At 64.1% G+C, this 16,214-nt stretch carries 11 protein-coding genes; 5 read left to right on the top strand and 6 right to left on the bottom strand.

What is annotated here, in order from left to right; genetic code table 11:
- Positions 1–32: 32 nt before the first annotated feature.
- Positions 33–4,184 (top strand): FtsK/SpoIIIE domain-containing protein, encoded by a 4,152-nt coding sequence (locus tag ACIQF4_RS02100; RefSeq protein WP_400514089.1) that lies wholly within the window; start codon positions 33–35, stop codon positions 4,182–4,184.
- Between the two features lie 15 nt (positions 4,185–4,199).
- On the opposite strand, the gene ACIQF4_RS02095 is transcribed toward ACIQF4_RS02100, so the two are convergent.
- Positions 4,200–4,607, bottom strand: coding sequence for a hypothetical protein (locus ACIQF4_RS02095; RefSeq protein ID WP_350001768.1), 408 nt, complete (start codon positions 4,605–4,607; stop codon positions 4,200–4,202).
- A 311-nt stretch (positions 4,608–4,918) separates the two neighbouring features.
- Between ACIQF4_RS02095 and ACIQF4_RS02090 the strand changes: the two genes are divergently transcribed.
- A complete protein-coding gene (locus tag ACIQF4_RS02090; protein WP_015937605.1) occupies positions 4,919–5,167 on the top strand; it encodes a WhiB family transcriptional regulator in 249 nt (82 codons plus the stop codon).
- A gap of 122 nt (positions 5,168–5,289) precedes the next feature.
- On the opposite strand, the gene ACIQF4_RS02085 is transcribed toward ACIQF4_RS02090, so the two are convergent.
- From ACIQF4_RS02085 to ACIQF4_RS02070, 4 genes are read right to left on the bottom strand one after another with little or no spacing between them, the layout of a single operon-like run.
- Positions 5,290–6,756, bottom strand: a complete 1,467-nt coding sequence (locus ACIQF4_RS02085; RefSeq protein ID WP_104184989.1) for a sensor histidine kinase — start codon at positions 6,754–6,756, stop codon at positions 5,290–5,292.
- A 28-nt stretch (positions 6,757–6,784) separates the two neighbouring features.
- Positions 6,785–11,638: an NAD-glutamate dehydrogenase gene (locus tag ACIQF4_RS02080; RefSeq protein ID WP_400514088.1), complete on the bottom strand. Its 4,854-nt coding sequence runs from the start codon at positions 11,636–11,638 to the stop codon at positions 6,785–6,787.
- A 57-nt stretch (positions 11,639–11,695) separates the two neighbouring features.
- Entirely contained in the window at positions 11,696–13,003 is a 1,308-nt protein-coding gene (locus ACIQF4_RS02075; RefSeq protein WP_400514087.1) for a CpaE family protein, read from the bottom strand.
- Positions 13,000–13,644, bottom strand: coding sequence for a hypothetical protein (locus ACIQF4_RS02070; RefSeq protein ID WP_350001774.1), 645 nt, complete (start codon positions 13,642–13,644; stop codon positions 13,000–13,002). Before ACIQF4_RS02070 ends, ACIQF4_RS02075 begins: the two co-directional genes overlap by 4 nt.
- 148 nt (positions 13,645–13,792) lie before the next feature.
- On the opposite strand from ACIQF4_RS02070, the gene ACIQF4_RS02065 reads away from it, so the two are divergent.
- On the top strand, positions 13,793–14,008 hold the full coding sequence (locus ACIQF4_RS02065) for a helix-turn-helix domain-containing protein (RefSeq protein WP_231455677.1): 216 nt from the start codon (positions 13,793–13,795) through the stop codon (positions 14,006–14,008).
- Positions 14,009–14,040: 32 nt separating this feature from the next.
- Here ACIQF4_RS02065 and ACIQF4_RS02060 read toward each other — a convergent pair whose 3' ends face one another.
- On the bottom strand, positions 14,041–14,613 hold the full coding sequence (locus ACIQF4_RS02060) for a hypothetical protein (RefSeq protein ID WP_400514086.1): 573 nt from the start codon (positions 14,611–14,613) through the stop codon (positions 14,041–14,043).
- A gap of 238 nt (positions 14,614–14,851) precedes the next feature.
- Here ACIQF4_RS02060 and ACIQF4_RS02055 point away from each other — a divergent pair, with 238 nt between their 5' ends.
- Positions 14,852–15,649 (top strand): LysM peptidoglycan-binding domain-containing protein, encoded by a 798-nt coding sequence (locus ACIQF4_RS02055; protein WP_400579826.1) that lies wholly within the window; start codon positions 14,852–14,854, stop codon positions 15,647–15,649.
- Positions 15,650–15,837: 188 nt separating this feature from the next.
- Positions 15,838–16,185 carry an Rv3235 family protein gene (locus ACIQF4_RS02050; protein ID WP_350001779.1) on the top strand — a complete coding sequence of 116 codons (348 nt, stop codon included), beginning with the start codon at positions 15,838–15,840 and terminating at the stop codon, positions 16,183–16,185.
- The last annotated feature ends 29 nt before the right edge of the window (positions 16,186–16,214 follow it).

The raw sequence follows: 16,214 nt of genomic DNA, 5'->3' as shown, positions 1-16,214 counted from the left end.
CTGAGTGCAAAGGCACCAAAGGATCTGCAACCATGACGCTTCACTGCACACTGGTCCGAGGCCCGCGGTCACCGCAAGCCGGACCGCCCCTGGAACTCACTGTCACGGCTCCCGCCGGCACGTCCGGTGAGGCAATCCACACTGAGCTTGTCAGTACGTTCGGCACGGGAGTTGTCTATGTTGACGGGGAGGATCTGCGTTCCCTGAGCCTCGGAACGGCACCCCTGATCGCGGGCGCCGTCCTGGTTGACGGCGGAAGCGAGCCCGCTGGCCGGAAAGCCCGGCGGCGGCCTGCCTCCGATTCCGGTGCCCCCATCGCTTTGGCGGTTCACAGCGGCGCCGGAGCCGGCACCCTGATTCCCCTGCAGCGCGGCACCTACACCATTGGCAGAAGTAGCACCCGCATCATCATCCCGGACCCTGAGCTTTCCCGGGAACACGCCCGTCTGGTCGTCACCGAAAAGGACATCATGATCGTCGATCTGGGCAGTGCCAACGGCACGTTCATCGACGGCGAGCGGGTACGCCATGCGCTGATCTCCTCGGCTACCTCCATCCGCTGTGGCAGTTCAACGATGTCCCTGATCTTTCTCGACGGCCCGGAGAAAGCACTTGCCGACGCCGGCACTTCAGTCCAGGATCCCCTTACCGTTGCGGGTCGTCCGGAGTCCGGCAACCGCGGAATCCTTGTGCTCACCGCAGTGCTTCCCCTGGTCATCGGCGTGGGACTCGCCGTCCTCACGGGCATGTGGATGTTCCTGGCTTTTGCGGCGGTTTCGGCAGTATCCGTGCTCATCCCGCTGGCTGCCGGGCGTCGGCAGCGGCTCGAATTCGCCAACAGGATCAGCGCCGCCGTCAAGGCGGACCAGGAGCGGCGGAAGCGCGCCGGCCCGTCACTGGCGCTGCTGGCGCTCGCTGCAGCCCAATGCCAGGTTGCGCCTTCGGCAGCTCCCGGGGAGGGCAGGGTGTGGCTGCGGCTTGGACTGGCTCCGCAGGCCGCCAACCTGAAGATCGAATCGGGGAACGCTCCGCAGGCGATTCCGTCCGCCGGGGAGATGCCCGTGTTGTTGAACCCGGCGCACAGCCCCACCACCTTGCGGGGACCCCGGACAATGCTCGACGGAATGCTGCGGTCACTCGTTATGCAACTCGCCGGGTATCCAGGAGGCTGCAGGGCTCGCATTGTGATCTGCGGCCATCCGGGAACACTTCCCCTTCCTGCCCGCTTTCTCCGCAGCGTCACGCTGGCCGCCTCCCTGGAGTCGTGCCTGCGCACGCTCACGGAAGGTTTCAATCACAACCATGATCACGGCGTGCTCCTGCTCACGTCCGCCTTGGGCGAGGATGAGGCAGGGCTGCTCGAGCAGGCGGCTCAACAGGGCTGGCAAGTGCTGGAGTTTCGTTCGGCTGACAGCCCTTCCGGTATTGCCGACGTAGAACTCACCGAAAAGGAGTCGTACCTGCGCGAGCCAGGCAGGGAAACCACGTTCATCCCGGACCTCGCGCCTGAGGATGTGTTCAGCAGCTACTGCCGGCAACTGGCGGCCTCCCCGCAGCGGCTGGACCGCGCGGAGAACCAAGTTCCCCCGGTCTGCACCCTTGACGGGCTGCTGCCTCCGTCCCCCACGCACACTGCTGCCCGCTGGAACTCCCCTGCGCGCGCGGGCACTCTGGCAGTCCCCCTGGGCCTCCAGGCAACGGGTCCCTTGATCCTGGACCTGCAAAGCGATGGTCCGCACGTGCTGGTTGCAGGAACAACTGGTTCAGGAAAGTCCGAACTGCTGCGCAGCCTGGTGCTGGCACTGGCCCTGACCCATCCGCCGGACCGCGTCAATTTCCTTTTCATCGATTTCAAAGGCGGTGCCGGACTCAGCCCCTTGGACGGACTGGTCCACTGCGTCGGCGTCCTGACCGACTTGTCCGCCCATGAGCTCGAACGTACGCTTACCTCGCTCAAGGCTGAGATCAGGCTCCGCGAGCAAGCCCTCGCTGCGGCACAGGTGCCGGACCTTGCAGCCTACCGAACCTCTCCTGCCTCCCGGGACAACCCACTTCCACACTTGGTGATCGTCATCGACGAGTTCCGCATGCTCGTGGACGATGCGCCCGAAGTACTCCGAGAACTGATGCGCATCGCCTCAATCGGCCGCTCGCTTGGCCTGCACCTGGTCATGGCAACCCAGCGGCCCCAGGGCGCACTGACCGCAGATATCCGGGCAAACGTCACCTCAAGCATCGCGCTCCGCGTTCAATCCGGTATGGAGTCGCACGATATCCTCCAGAGCAACGCTGCTGCAGGAATCAGCATTGGCACCCCGGGGCGTGCCTTCATCGCCCGGGGTACGGAACCGCCTGTGGAGTTTCAGGCTGCATCAATCGGGATGCCCGCCCCGGACGGGGACCTGGAAGAAATCAAGGTGCAGCTCGCCGCTGATTTCCTTTCTGCCTGCGGCCAAATCAGCCCGGCACCTGCAGGTCCCGCGGGCCGGACTCCCGCACAGGCAGCTGCCCCTCTCGTCGCGATGGTTCGGCATCTTTGGACCATAGCGGCAGGTCCGGCACCGCGGATTCCGGTGGCCCCTCCGCTGCCGCTGAAGCCAGCCCGCCCTGAGTCCGGCGTGCCCGTGTTGCACCCGGGGGGCGGCAGGACAAAGGGGCCAGCTATTGCATTGGGCCTGATCGACATGCCCCATCGGCAGGAAATCAGGTCCTTGGTCTGGTGCCCGTCAACTGACGGCCATCTTGCCTTGATAGGTGCTCCCCTGTCCGGAGCATCAGAAGCCCTCGAACTGGCAGTCCGTGGCATGGCAGAACATGCGGAAGAAACCCACTTGTACTTCCTGGATGCGGTTGCCGCGTTCCGCGGACTGGCAGCGCACCCGCGCACCGGAGCTCACGCCGGCCTGCATGAGCTGCGGCGGGGCGTCCGTGTCCTTGAGCGGCTGGGCCAGGAACTGGCCACCCGGCTAAGCCGGGCTGACCACGGGGGTATTCCGCTGGTTCTCGCCATCTCTGGATGGGGTTCCTGGGTGTCAGCTTTTCGGGCGGGCCCGTTCGCTTGGGCCGAGGACGTAATGCTCGATCTTGTCCGCGACGGAATGAGGACCGGAATTACTGTCATCATCTCCGGAGAGCGGGAACTCGTTACCGCCAGGTTCTGCGGATCGCTGCCCAGCCGCATCTATTTCCCCACCGGTTCCAATGAGGACAGCAGGATAGCGTGGCCAAAGCTGCCCGCCACTGCAGCGGTCAAGGGTAGAGGCGTAGCGTTTGGTTCCATTGCCTGCGGCACCGCATCTGTGTGCCAGCTTTACGAGCCCGCTCCCGACACTTGCGGGCCCGACAGAGCCGGCAGGACCGTCACCCAGCAGTCTCTGGCACGGCCCTTTCGGATTGAGCCGCTGCCCGTCCGGCTGACAGTCGCGGAGGCCAGGGCAGCAGCCCATGGTACGCAAGGGACGGCGACGGGACGGGGACAGCCTGCTATTGCAGATGCAGTGGCCCAGACTAAGGCTGCGGTAGCCGCAAAGTACGGGCCAAGGCAAGCCGGGGACAACGCACCGGAAGGAATCTTCGCGCCAGCATTGGCAGGGGTTGCTGGACATCGCCCTGCGGCCGGTGCGTCCGTGCCGCGGGATGTGCTTGTCGGTGTCGGCGGCGACGAGCTGGACCCCGTCTTTGTGCAGGTGCCGCCAGGGGGCACCTTTGCCGTCTTGGGAGGACCTGGATCAGGAAAAACAAACTTCCTGCGGGCCCTGCAGGCGCTGAACCCGGGTGCAGACGCGTGGCTTCACCCCGCCAAGATGAGCGACCCCGCCGAGTTTTGGAAGGGAGTCCTCGAGAAGGCGAGGCAGGGAACACTGCCCCGATCAGCGGCGCTGTTGGTGGACGACATTGACCTGATGGCTGCCGGTACCCTCAGGGATCTCTCCGACCTGCACAGCCTGGGCCAGGCAGTGGTCTTCACGGCCAGCTACAGTCCTTTACTGATCCAGCGCGTTCCCGTGGCGATGGACGCCCGCGCCGCCGGGAGAGGGCTCCTGCTGGGGCCGCGATCAATGTCGGAGGGCGACCTTTTCGGAATCCGCTTCGAGATAGAACCGAACCCTCCCCCGGGCAGGGGGGTTCTGATTGCCCGCGGGAAGTCTTCGGCGGTGCAGGTTGCCTGGGCGGGGACGACCTGATGCGACGGAACCGGGTCATAATGCCGGGGTGGCACCTCCGGTGCGGGAGGCGTAGCTGATCACTTTGTTGTTGAACAGGAGCACGATCGCGGTGACCGCAGGAACCAGCATTGCGAGGCCGGCGGGCACGAGGCCGCTGCTGAGGGCTGGGAACCCGATGGTTAAAACAAACAGTTGCGCCACCAGGGCAGCGGCGCGGGTCCAGCGGTACCCCCGGAAAAGGAAGACGGCAACGGCGTACAGCCACGCAGAGAAGGCAAGCAATAGGCCTAGGGTGAATACAGCTCCCCAGAAGGACAGGACCGGGGCCCCGATCACCAACTGGTACCCGTACCAGCCGGCAGCGAGCAGTAGGGCCGTGGCTTCTGCTGCTACCACCAGAGTCACGACAATAGCGGCCGGCGGCCGGTGACCCTGGGCCATTCCATCAGGCCGTTCCGGGCCCTGACCGGGTTCTTCGAAGGAAGGCTGGGGGTTCGTTGGGTTTATCGGGGGTCTTGACACACTGGCACCCTACCGGACATAGTCGGACAGTGGTTGGGGCCGCCAGCGCCAGTGTGATGTATCGCTCAGCTTTCCGCGGATATCAAGCCGTATTACCTCTTGTTTACACGTCGTTAACATGACAGGCTTGATTCAGATGACCAAGGGGGCCCTGCCGGGCCCTTTTCCTTTGTAGCCACTAGTGAATAATTTCACAAGGGCTCTTCCCAGAAATGGAGCAACTGATCAGCATGGATTGGCGTAACCGCGCAGCGTGCCTCGAAAAGGACCCTGAACTCTTCTTCCCCGTCGGGAACACCGGGCCAGCCCTTCTGCAGATCGAAGAAGCAAAAAGCGTCTGCCGCCGCTGCCCCGTTGTGGACACGTGCCTGCAGTGGGCGTTGGAATCGGGCCAGGACGCAGGCGTCTGGGGCGGCATGAGTGAAGACGAGCGCCGTGCGCTGAAGCGCCGCGCTGCACGCGCCCGCCGCGCTTCCTAGGCATACAGCAAGGCATAAATAACAGCCCCGGCCGCAACCACAAGGTTGCAGCCGGGGCTGTTGCTTGTTCGGCCTGCCCAACCCGAAGGTCGGGCTAACCAACAGCTTCCCGCGGAATGGACTTACTTACCGGCCAGGCTTATCCGAATCTCCACTGCGGTGCCCCCGCCTTCGCGCGGCCGCCATTGGATAGTCCCGCCCAGCTCGCTGGTCACCAAGGTCCGAACGATTTGAAGCCCAAGCCCCTCAACGTGAGGCGTATCCGGAAGCCCCACGCCGTCGTCGGCAATGGTGACAGTCAGTTCCTCACCATCATCCCCCTCGGACCGGTCAGCGATGAGCCAGACAGTCCCGGCCCTGCCTTCGAGCCCGTGCTCCACAGCATTGGTCACCAGTTCATTGATGACAAGGGCCAGCGGGGTGGCAAGATCGCTCGGCAGCTCTCCGAAAGTGCCGGATCGCTCCGTCCGGACCTGCTGCGAGGGTGAGGCGACTTCGGCCGACAACCGGAACTGGCGCCCGATCAGCTCGTCGAAATCAACGCTCTGCGTAAGCCCCTGGGACAAAGTTTCGTGGACCAGCGCAATAGTGGCGACCCGGCGCATGGCCTGCTCCAGCCCCTGCTTTGCTTCGTCGCTGACCATCCGGCGGGACTGCATGCGCAGCAGCGCCGCTACAGTCTGGAGATTGTTCTTGACGCGGTGGTGGATCTCACGAATGGTTGCATCTTTGGTCACCAGCTCCATTTCGCGCCGGCGAAGCTCCGACACATCACGGCAAAGGACCAGCGCGCCGAACCGTTGCTGCTCATCCCGCAACGGAATCGCGCGCAGTGACAGGCTCACGCCACGTGATTCGATTTCACTGCGCCAGGGCATCCGCCCGGTAACCACCAGGGGCAATGTCTCGTCCACCATGCGGCGGTCCTTGAGCAGGCTGGCGGTCACCTCGGCCAGTGAGCGGCCCTCCAACGATTCCCCATCACCGAGCCGTCTGAACGCCGAGACGCCATTGGGGCTCGCGTACTGCACGATTCCCTCCGCATCCAGCCTGATGAGCCCGTCCCCTACGCGGGGTGCGCCGCGGCGGGAACCGGTGGGCGAGGCGAAGTCCGGCCACAGCCCCAGCGTGCCCATCCGCAGGAGGTCGTAGGCGCACTGGCGGTACGTGAGTTCAAGGCGGGACGGCATCCGCGAGCTGGAGAGATCCATATGGGTGGTGACCACCGCCAGCGTGCGCCCGTTGCGGACCATGGGAACGGCCTCCACGCGGAGGGCCATATCGCTGCTCCAATTGGTTTCGCTGGAGCGCTCGATGGAACGGCTGTTCCAGGCCTTGTCCACAAGGGGCTGCAGGTCGGAGCGGATGCCCTCCCCCACGAAATCCCCGTGGAACACGGTGTGCGTGGTGGAGGGCCGCACGTGGGCGAGCGCCACGTAGCCAAGCTCAGGGTGGGGAAACCACAGGGCCAGGTCGGCGAAAGCAAGGTCCGCAACCATCTGCCAGTCCCCCACCAGGAGGTGCAGCCACTCGGCATCGCCCGGCCCAAAATCAGCGTGTTCCCTGATAGGGTCCGTAAAGATTGCCACTGCACCTCCATTTGCGACGCCGGACTTGCTAGCGTCGGACGATTGACCTCAAGAGCCTCAATGCTACCGACAGTGAAGCCATATCGTCGGCCTCCAGCGAATTCACCTCGTCGAACATGCTCTTGGCCCTGGTGAGCTGCTCGGCATTCCGCGCCTCCCAGTCCTTCAGCCGCGCCTCCGGCGAGTCAGCGGCGGCAGTAGCGTCCAGCACCGCCGTCGTCATGTCTGAAATGGTGGAGTACAGGTCATCCCGCAAGGCCGCCCGGGCCAGCGCCTGCCACCTGTCCTGCCGGGGCAGGCTGCTGATCCGCTCCAGCAGTGAATCGGCGTGGAACCGGTTGAAGACGGTGTAGTAAACGGCCGCGATCTCCTCTACCGGGTCTTTGCGCACGTGCGCAATCTTGGCGATGTCGAGCAGCACAAAGCTTTCGAAAAGTTCTGCCCATCGCAGGGCAAGACCTTCCGGCAGCTCCCACTCGCGTGCGTTCTCCAGCCAGCCGGCCACCCGTTCCCGGTCATCACCGCGCAGGTATTCCAGCAGGCGCCCCCGCATTGGCTCCATGACGGGTTTGAACTCAGAGACTACGTCTGCGATGGGCCGCGACAGCGTTCCCTGTCCCAGGAGCCAGCGGACTGCCCGGTCCAGCAACCGCCTGATGTCCAGGTGGACGGTGCTCCAATGCTCCGTGGGGAAGGACGCCGGGAGGCTGTTCAGTTCCCCCACCATGGTGTCCAGATCGTAGACCTCCCTCAGCGCAACGAACGCCTTGGCCACGGCCACTTCACCGGCGGAGGTTTCCTCCATGACCCGGAAGGCGAACGTAATCCCGCCGAGGTTGATCATGTCGTTGGCGACCACCGTGGCGATGATTTCGCGGCGGAGCGGATGGGTGTCCAGTTCGGCGTCAAAGCGCTCGCGCAGCTGCGCCGGGAAATAGGCGCGCAGTGTCTGCCTGAACCACGGGTCGTCGGCCAGGTCGCTTTCCCTCAGAGCAGTCGCCAGCTCGATCTTTGCGTAGGCGGCCAGCACCGAGAGCTCCGGAGACGTCAGCCCCTGCCCCTGCTGCAGCCTCTCGTGCAGCGCCTCCGTTGTGGGAAGCGCCTCGAGATCCCTCTTCAGGTCGGCTTTCTTGTCCAGCCAGTCCATCAGACGTTCGTAGCTGGGGCTCCACTCGGCAACCCTGGTCCGGTCATTAAGCAGCAGGATGTTCTGGTCGATGTTGTCTTCGAGCACCAGCCGGCCCACTTCGTCGGTCATTGACGCCAGGAAGCCAGCGCGCTCTTCCGGCGACAGCTTTCCGGCCGCCACCATCCGGTCCACGAAAATCTTGATGTTGACCTCATGGTCGGAGCAGTCAACACCGGCAGAGTTGTCAATGGCGTCGGTATTGAGGATGACGCCCTGCAGCGCTGCTTCAATGCGGCCGCGCTGTGTCATGCCGAGGTTTCCGCCTTCGCCCACAACCTTGACGCGCAGGTCCCGGCCGTCGACGCGGATCGCGTCGTTCGCCTTGTCCCCGACCATAGCGTTGGTTTCGGTGCTCGCCTTAACGTATGTACCGATGCCGCCGTTGTACAGCAGGTCCGCCGGGGCCAGGAGGATGGCGCGGAGGAGTTCGGGCGGGCTGAGCTCGGTTGTTTCCGCCGGCAGCCCCAGTGCAGCACGAACCTGGGCTGACACCGGAATTGATTTGGCCTGCCGGGCAAAGACGCCGCCGCCCTCGCTGATCAGCGACTTGTTGTAGTCATCCCAGGAGGACCTCGGCAGCTCGAACAACCGCTGCCGTTCCGCGAACGAGGATTCCTCGTCGGGGTTGGGATCGAGGAAGATGTGCCGGTGGTCGAAAGCGGCGAGTAGGCGGATATGGCGGGACAGCAGCATGCCGTTGCCGAACACGTCTCCGGACATGTCACCCACGCCGACCACGGTGAACGGCTGGGTCTGCGTATCAAGGTCGAGCTCGCTGAAGTGGCGCTTCACCGACTCCCACGCGCCGCGGGCGGTGATACCCATCGCTTTGTGGTCGTACCCTACAGAGCCGCCGGATGCGAACGCGTCACCCAGCCAGAAGCCATATTCCGCAGCCAGGCCGTTGGCGATGTCCGAGAAGGTCGCAGTGCCCTTGTCGGCGGCCACCACGAGGTAGGAATCGTCGTCGTCATGCCGGACAACGTCCGACGGCGGCACGAGCCTTTCGTTGTCACCCTCAGTAATAAGGTTGTCGGTGATGTCCAGCAGACCCCTGATAAAGGTCTTGTAGCTTTCGATTCCTTCCGCCATCCAGGCAGCACGGTCGGCGGTGGGGTCCGGCAGCTGCTTGGCGAAGAACCCGCCTTTGGCGCCCGTGGGCACGATGACCGCGTTCTTGACGGTCTGCGCCTTCACCAGTCCGAGGATCTCGGTGCGGAAATCCTCGCGACGGTCGGACCAGCGCAGCCCGCCGCGGGCCACCTTGCCGAAGCGGAGGTGGACGCCCTCTACCCGCGGCGAATAGACCCAAATCTCGAACATGGGACGCGGGAAGGGCAGTCCCTCGATCTGTGAAGGATCGAGTTTAAAGCTCAGGTGGGTTCTGTTCTGGTAGTAATTCGTCCGGAGCGTCGCCTCGATCAGGTTGACGAACGTGCGCAGGACCCTGTCGGCGTCGAGCGTTGCCACCTTCTCAATGGACACTTCCAGATCCTTGCGGACGGAAGCCTGCGCCTCGGCCCGCTCGTCTTCCAAGAGGGACGGGTCGAATCGCGCCGCGAACAGCGCATTGAGCCCCTTGGTTACGTGCGGGTTGGCCAGCAGGGTATCTGCCATGAACCCGAAGGAATTGGTGTTGCCCATCTGGCGCATGTACCGCGCATAGGCGCGCAGCACGGTGACCTGCCGCCATTGCAGGCCCTCCCGCAGGACCAGGCGGTCGAAGCTGTCCGATTCGGCTGCGCCCGTAACCGCGGCGCCGAAGGAATCGGCCAGCAGCTGCCCGGTCGAGAGCGGATCCACCTTGGCCGGGTACTTCAGGCCGAGGTCGTACAAAAAGAAGTCGCGGCTGTCCGCGGTCTCAATTTCAAAGGGCCGCTCGTCCAGGACTTCCAGGCCAAGGTTGTGGAAGTACGGCAGAATCTGGCTGAGGCTCTTGGGTTCCAGCATGTAGAGCTTGACGCGGGCGTCTTCCTCCAGCGTTGCGCCCGCTCCTTCCGGGAGGTAAACGTGCACGCCGGGCCGCTCCTGCACGGTGCCCCCAGACCGTTCTGCGGCCGCGCCGTATTTCTCGAAACGCGCGATATCTTCGAGGGCGTCCTCGACTTCGTAGTCCACGCGGTAGCTGGCCGGGAACGCCTCGGACCAGATGGCGGCAAGCTCCTTTGCCCCCGCAACGTCCCCCTTCTCGCGCAACACCTCCGCGATGCCCTCGCTCCAGGAACGGGCGGCGCGGACCAGGCGCTTCTCGAGCTCCACGGTATTCACGCCACTGAAGTCCGCATTCTTGGGTAGCCGGATGCGGAAGAACAGCCGCGCCAGCGCCGACTCCGTCATGCGGGCTTCGTAGTCGATGGAAACGGCACGGAAGGTTTCGCGGAGCTCCTGCTCGATACGGAGCCGGACGTTGGTGGTGTACCTGTCCCTGGGGAGGTACACCACGGCGGACATGAACCTGCCATAGATGTCCGGCCTGAGGAAAAGCCTGGTGCGCCGGCGCTCTTGAAGCTTCTGAATCCCAAGAGCCGTTGCGGCCAGGTCCTGGATCTCGATTTGGAACAGCTCGTCCCGCGGGTATGTTTCCAGGATTCCCAGCAGGTCCTTGCCGGAGTGGGAGTCCGGCGGAAAGCCTGCGCTCTGGAGCACCGCGTCCACCTTTTCCCGCACGATGGGGATATCCCGGACGGAGCCGGTGTAGGCGCTGGTGGCAAAAAGTCCAATAAAGCGGCGCTCCCCATTGACGTTGCCCTCGGCGTCAAAGCTCTTTACCCCGATGTAGTCCAGGTATGCCGAACGATGGACGGTGGACCTGGAGTTCGCCTTGGTGATGACCAGTGCACGCTTCTCACGGGCTTTTTTCCGGCCGGTATCTGTCAGGTGCTGGATATGGGGCGAGTCCTCGGAATCCCTCAACAGCCCAAGGCCGCTGTTGTCGCGCAGCTCCAGGACGTCTTCACCATCGACATTGACCAGGTCGTATTCCCGATAACCGAGGAACGTGAAGTTTCCATCGTCAAGCCAGCGCAACAGGTCCTTCGCTTGCCGCAGTTCCGCGATTTGTGCAGGATGGGCGATCTGGTCCAGGCTTTCCGCGATCTGGACGGCCTTCTGGCGCATCTTCGGCCAGTCCTCAACGGCGGCGCGGACATCCTTAAGGACACGTTCAAGGCCCTCGAGGAGAGCAGTCTTTGCTTCCTGCGACACACGGTTAATCTCGACGGCGATCCACGACTCCATGTGGGAGGCATCCCCGCCCTGGGCAATCAGGTGCGAAAGGCTGGGCATGGCAGCAGTGTCACCGCTGGATATGCCGAGGTGGGCCGGGACCCTGCTGACCTTGGCCAGCTGGCCGCTCTCCCGGTTGCGCGCCGCTACAAATAGCGGGTGGATTACCAGCTTGATGGCGGCATGCTGCCGGACAAGCTCGGCATTCACGGAGTCGACCAGGAACGGCATGTCATCCGTGACAACGAAGACGACGCTGCTGTCTTCCTCGTCCATGACGGCGGTATTCGCCTGTCCCCGCTGCCGGACCGAGGCGACCTTGCGGTGATAGTCCGCCCGCGCCACCAGCACGTCCCGAGGATAGGCCCGGGCGTCCTCTTCGGCAAGGTGCTGATAGTAGTCCCCGATGAAACTCTCATCGCCTTCAATGGAAAGGGGCTGATCCTCCACGCTGGATCCAGACGACATCGACAAACGCCTCCATCACGAAATATTTGCTGCACCATTGCAGCTCTTATGGCGAGCCTAGTCCTTCGCCCGGCGGCTTGCTGTAGAAGAAAAGACAGAGGATTTCCGCTTTTGCTGGGCGGGTGCACAAACCAATTCCCGGATTGCGTGGCGAAGAGGAGAATCAGGTGCCGCTTCAAGCAGCAGCGAGCCTCCCAGGAGGGCGGCATCAGCCGCGGCAGCATCGTGGGGCAGGAACCACTTGAGGTCAGATGACGGGCCATAACGTTCCCACGCGTCCCTCAACTGGCGTTCGGGGCCCCTGCCCACGGCCGAGGCACGCACCCTGTTCATGACGACAATTGGCGAGATGCCGGGCACGGCCTCGTCGAGTTCGGCCAGACCGCGCACCAGTCTTGGCACCCCAACCGGATCGGCAGCACCGACTGCGTAAACCGTGTCGGCCAGTTCGAGGGACCGCAGCGTTGCCGCATTCCGCCGCGGCGCCATCGTGTCGAAGCTGAGCTCCTCATCCGCTTCAAGGCAGAATCCGGCGTCTACCACCACCACCTCAGCTATTTCCCGCGCCCGGCCGAGGACGAGCGCGAGTGCTGAGGCGCGAAGCTCCGTCCAGCGGTCTGCGCGGGTTATGCCCGTGAGCACCCTGAAGGTACCGGACTTCATGGCGACCGGCGCTGCGATCTTTTCAAGCGCTTCGCTGTCCAGCAGTCCCTGGTCTGCGAGCCGGCAAGCTTGTGCCAGGCCAGCGGACTCATCGAGGAGCCCGAGCACGGCAGCGATGCTGGCGCCATAGCTGTCAGCGTCGACAAGAATTACTCCTTTGCCGTCCGCCGCCAGCTCGCCGGCCATGTTTGCAGCCACGGTGGTCCGGCCGGGCGCTCCAGCCGGTCCCCAGACGGCGATGATCTTGCCCGGCCCAGGATCGTCCGCGCCTGGAGGCGGCTCCGCGAGGACCGGCTTCAGCGCGTCGCCGGGATCAGCCGGGCTGCTCCGGGCGGAAGCACGCGGTCCCGTTCCCGACAACTGGGACACAGCTTCGGCAATCCTGTCCGACAATGCAGCGGACTCCACCCCGGTCAGCGCGGACGCTACCCCTATCGCCCGGAGCCTGGCCGCTTCATCCGTGTTGTCTGTTAGGGCAACAATGGCCACCCCAACTGCTGAAAGCCGGTCCACCAGCGAAGAGGTCAGCCCTTCGGATCCTTCCGCCACGACGGCGGCCCGCGCCAGCCCGCTTTGGCATGCGGCGAGGAGTTCGGGAAGTTCCGCACACCTCCTGACCACCGTTACCGGCCCGTGCAGCCGCTCCAAGCCACCGACAAGATCCTCCCGGCTCTGACCGACGGTGACCACCGGAATGCTCATTTGGTGCCGCCGCCCGGGTTCCAGACCACGGAGATCTTAGCTCCGTTGGCTTGGGCTCCCAGCAAGGCTGGCATATGGCTGTCCTCCACCAGCACCATCAGGACGGTTTTCTTTGACGACCCCAAAGCCGTGGATCCGGCTGCCACCTCGGCTATCTCAGCGCCGGGAAGAAGGAGCTTCGGCTCGTTGAACCCATTGCGGGCATCCGGTAGCCCCACCCAGACGTCTACCCTGGCTCCGGCTACGGCCTGTGCCGGGAGTGTCTCGTCAACAGTGACAGCTACCGGCTTTCGGTCAAGTTCGTCCACCTCGCCGAGGCTGGCCCGGGGAACCAGCTGGTTCTCTCCAATACGCTGAAGTGCCACGACGCCTTCAGGGAGCCCGGACTCTGCTGTGATGTACTGGCTTTCGGTATCTCCCAGGCGCACCCTCGCACGAACCACGTTGTCTTGGGTCAGCCTCTCCCCTACAGCGATACCATCCCGCGCCGCGAATACTTCTGTTGTCCGGTCCGCGCTGCCGACAAGGAAAACAACACCCGCCACCGAGACCAAAACCAGGAGGATACCCACCAGCAGCCGGGGATCCTTCCAGGACGGCCGCTTCAGCCGTGCCGCTGTGGCAGATACTTCAGGCACCATCAAGTCTTCTCCCCCTATAAGCCGGCCCTGCTCGCCGTATCACCCTCATTGTTACCGCCGGGACGCCGGAACAGAAGTCATATCTGCAAACAAGGCCAATCTGTGGATAACAGCAGCACTTGAAGCCATTCGATGGCAAAATGTGATTATGCCCAGGTTCCTCACGCTCGCAGATGTTGCCGAACAACTCCAGATCAACTCTCCGGCCGCTTACGCACTGGTCCGCAGCGGAGAACTGAAAGCCATCCAGGTCGGTGGCCGGGGTCAGTGGCGCGTGGAGGAGAAGATGCTGGAGCAGTACATCGAGGAGCGCTACGCCGAGGCCAGCCGGATGATCCAGGAGTCGAAGGCCAAGTCCGTCTGAAGGCGCGTTGGTCATCCCGGCGGGCGAGGCCGCTAGAATTCTGCGGACCTTCGGGACCTGATGACTCCCAGCGCCGCGAAAGGGATGACTGCCACCTGCTTGACCTGGCTGCTGCGCCGCACCTCCCCGGGAGTGAAGACGGCCAGGTCCAGATGATCCTTGCCCACCCTGTCGATGACTCCAACCAGCCTGACCGGGCCGGAACCACGCCCCCTTACCGTCACTGACAGTTCCGCGCGGTCCCTTGCCAGGCCCCGCAGAGAGTGGGCAAGTCCAATACCCTTGCGCACCCGTGACGGCTCTGCCACGGCTGCGCGGCCCAGCCCTTCGTACCAAATAACGGCCGTGTACGGGATGAGAACCTGATACTGTTCCTCGTCCACCAGCAAGGCATCCGCACCCGCATGGCTCAACGCGCCCCTGACCACATCCCCACAGTCGAGATGGGCCGCAATCCGGCAGCCAACCGCCGCCCGCAGCCGATCCGCAAAGTCTGTGGACACCATCTCAGCCCGGGCGCGTTCAGTAATTTCAGAGTCAATCGCCAGCCGCTCTGATTCAGCGAATTGACTTTCCATGTCGTTGAAAAGGGAATCCCAGCGCATTGCGCCAGCGTAGGGCCCTGCAGGAGACCCGGTCAATCGGAAGAAACATCTCTCCAGTGTATGGACAAATCAAGACACACGCCCGCAAACTTGGTCTATGCATAGCAAACTGCATCAAACTGCATCAAAGCCGGTTAGCGCAGGCCGATCAGAAGCCTCCCGACAGGCGGGTGACATCCTCACCGCGCTTGCTCTGCTGCTCCTGGGACTGCTTCTCTGCCTCATTGGCTTGGGCCTCGTGGGTGAGCTGAAGGAAGCCGTCGGCCGACGCCAGGAGACCCGCATCGATGACCTCCTGGGTATCGGGTCGGTCGTGGCCGGGGCCTGCCTTCTGGGTTGGTGGATCTTGTCGCTCGTATGTGCTGCCCTGAGCGCCCTTCTGGACCGGACCGGCCGTACCCGCGCCGCGGCAGCGACACGAAAACTCTCACCCGCCTTCATGCAGAGACTGGTTCTGGGCGCACTGTCAGTCCACCTTCTGGCCGGGCCCGCAGCGCAGGCCGCAGTCACCGGCCCGGGGTCGGGGCCGGAATGGGCTCCCACCCAAGGACAGTTCTCCTCGGCTCCTGCCATACCCGCCACCGAAGAACCCGCAGAAGGGGTAGCGGGGGCAGCCGCGGTGGAGGACCAGACCCCGCAGGCCATCTTCGGGACGCCGGCCACCGTACCGGAGCCGTCCGCTGCACCCCGAGAGGTCCCTTCGCCTGAACCGGCTGGAGCAGTAGCCGCTCCCCCGTCAACCTTCAACCCAGGCTGGCAGCCCGTCCCACCCATCGTGGATCCTGGAATGCTCGCAGCTCCGGCCCACCGTTCCGCTCCAGGAGAAGGCCGCCTGCAGGACGAGGGTGTCACCGTCCAGGCCGGAGACACGCTCTGGGACATAGCGGCCCGCCATTTGGGACCCGGCGCGTCCGACCTGGACATCGCACTTCAATGGCCCCGCTGGTACGAGGCCAACCGGGGCGTCATCGGCCAGGATCCCGATGCGTTGCTCCCGGGGCAAATTCTTCAGCCACCACTGGCCGGACGGAAATAGCCCGGCCGCACCAATCAATCAACGTGAGGGGAAGACAGATGACTGCAGCAACACCATTACACGCCGTTCGGAAGAGGACCACGCCCGGAGCAACAGAACCCGCCAACCCACCCCAGGGGCTGGCTGCAACTGCCCCCGTGGTGCCTTTACGCGACGGAGCCTCGGCACCTCTGCGTCCTGTGGACCCTATGGCGGAAGTCCGCGCAATTACCCGCGGCACAGTCCAGGCCGCAATGGAAGTCCTTGCCGGAATCAGGCCCATCCATCAGCTCGCCAGGCGCCTTGACCCCCGGTGCCTTGCCGCACTGCAGCACCGCGCTGCCCTTATCAGGCGGGAAATCACCAGGACCGGCAATCCGGCGCTCGCCCGGCTCCACCGCAATTCCGCAGTCCGCTCCGTCCGTGTCTGCGAAGTCTCCGACGGCATCTACGAAGCCAGCGCTGTGGTGGTGGACGACGTGCGCGCACGCGCCGTGGCCGTCCGGCTTGAGCGGAGCAAACAGGTGTGGCGGGTGACTGAACTTGTCATCGGCTGAAAGGGAACGGAACGCGGCAGGGCCGGGAA

The sequence above is a fragment of the Pseudarthrobacter sp. NPDC092202 genome (assembly GCF_044755505.1).
Lineage (GTDB): Bacteria > Actinomycetota > Actinomycetes > Actinomycetales > Micrococcaceae > Arthrobacter.
This window is presented reverse-complemented; position numbering and strand designations above follow the sequence as displayed.

What these genes read in the sequence shown, in the direction of transcription:
- ACIQF4_RS02100 (WP_400514089.1), top strand. Translation starts at nt 33, where the DNA reads ATGACGCTTCACTGCACACTGGTCCGAGGCCCGCGGTCACCGCAAGCC.
- ACIQF4_RS02095 (WP_350001768.1), bottom strand. Translation starts at nt 4,607, where the DNA reads ATGGCCCAGGGTCACCGGCCGCCGGCCGCTATTGTCGTGACTCTGGTG.
- ACIQF4_RS02090 (WP_015937605.1), top strand. Translation starts at nt 4,919, where the DNA reads ATGGATTGGCGTAACCGCGCAGCGTGCCTCGAAAAGGACCCTGAACTC.
- ACIQF4_RS02080 (WP_400514088.1), bottom strand. Translation starts at nt 11,638, where the DNA reads ATGTCGTCTGGATCCAGCGTGGAGGATCAGCCCCTTTCCATTGAAGGC.
- ACIQF4_RS02075 (WP_400514087.1), bottom strand. Translation starts at nt 13,003, where the DNA reads ATGAGCATTCCGGTGGTCACCGTCGGTCAGAGCCGGGAGGATCTTGTC.
- ACIQF4_RS02070 (WP_350001774.1), bottom strand. Translation starts at nt 13,644, where the DNA reads ATGGTGCCTGAAGTATCTGCCACAGCGGCACGGCTGAAGCGGCCGTCC.
- ACIQF4_RS02065 (WP_231455677.1), top strand. Translation starts at nt 13,793, where the DNA reads ATGCCCAGGTTCCTCACGCTCGCAGATGTTGCCGAACAACTCCAGATC.
- ACIQF4_RS02060 (WP_400514086.1), bottom strand. Translation starts at nt 14,613, where the DNA reads ATGCGCTGGGATTCCCTTTTCAACGACATGGAAAGTCAATTCGCTGAA.
- ACIQF4_RS02050 (WP_350001779.1), top strand. Translation starts at nt 15,838, where the DNA reads ATGGCGGAAGTCCGCGCAATTACCCGCGGCACAGTCCAGGCCGCAATG.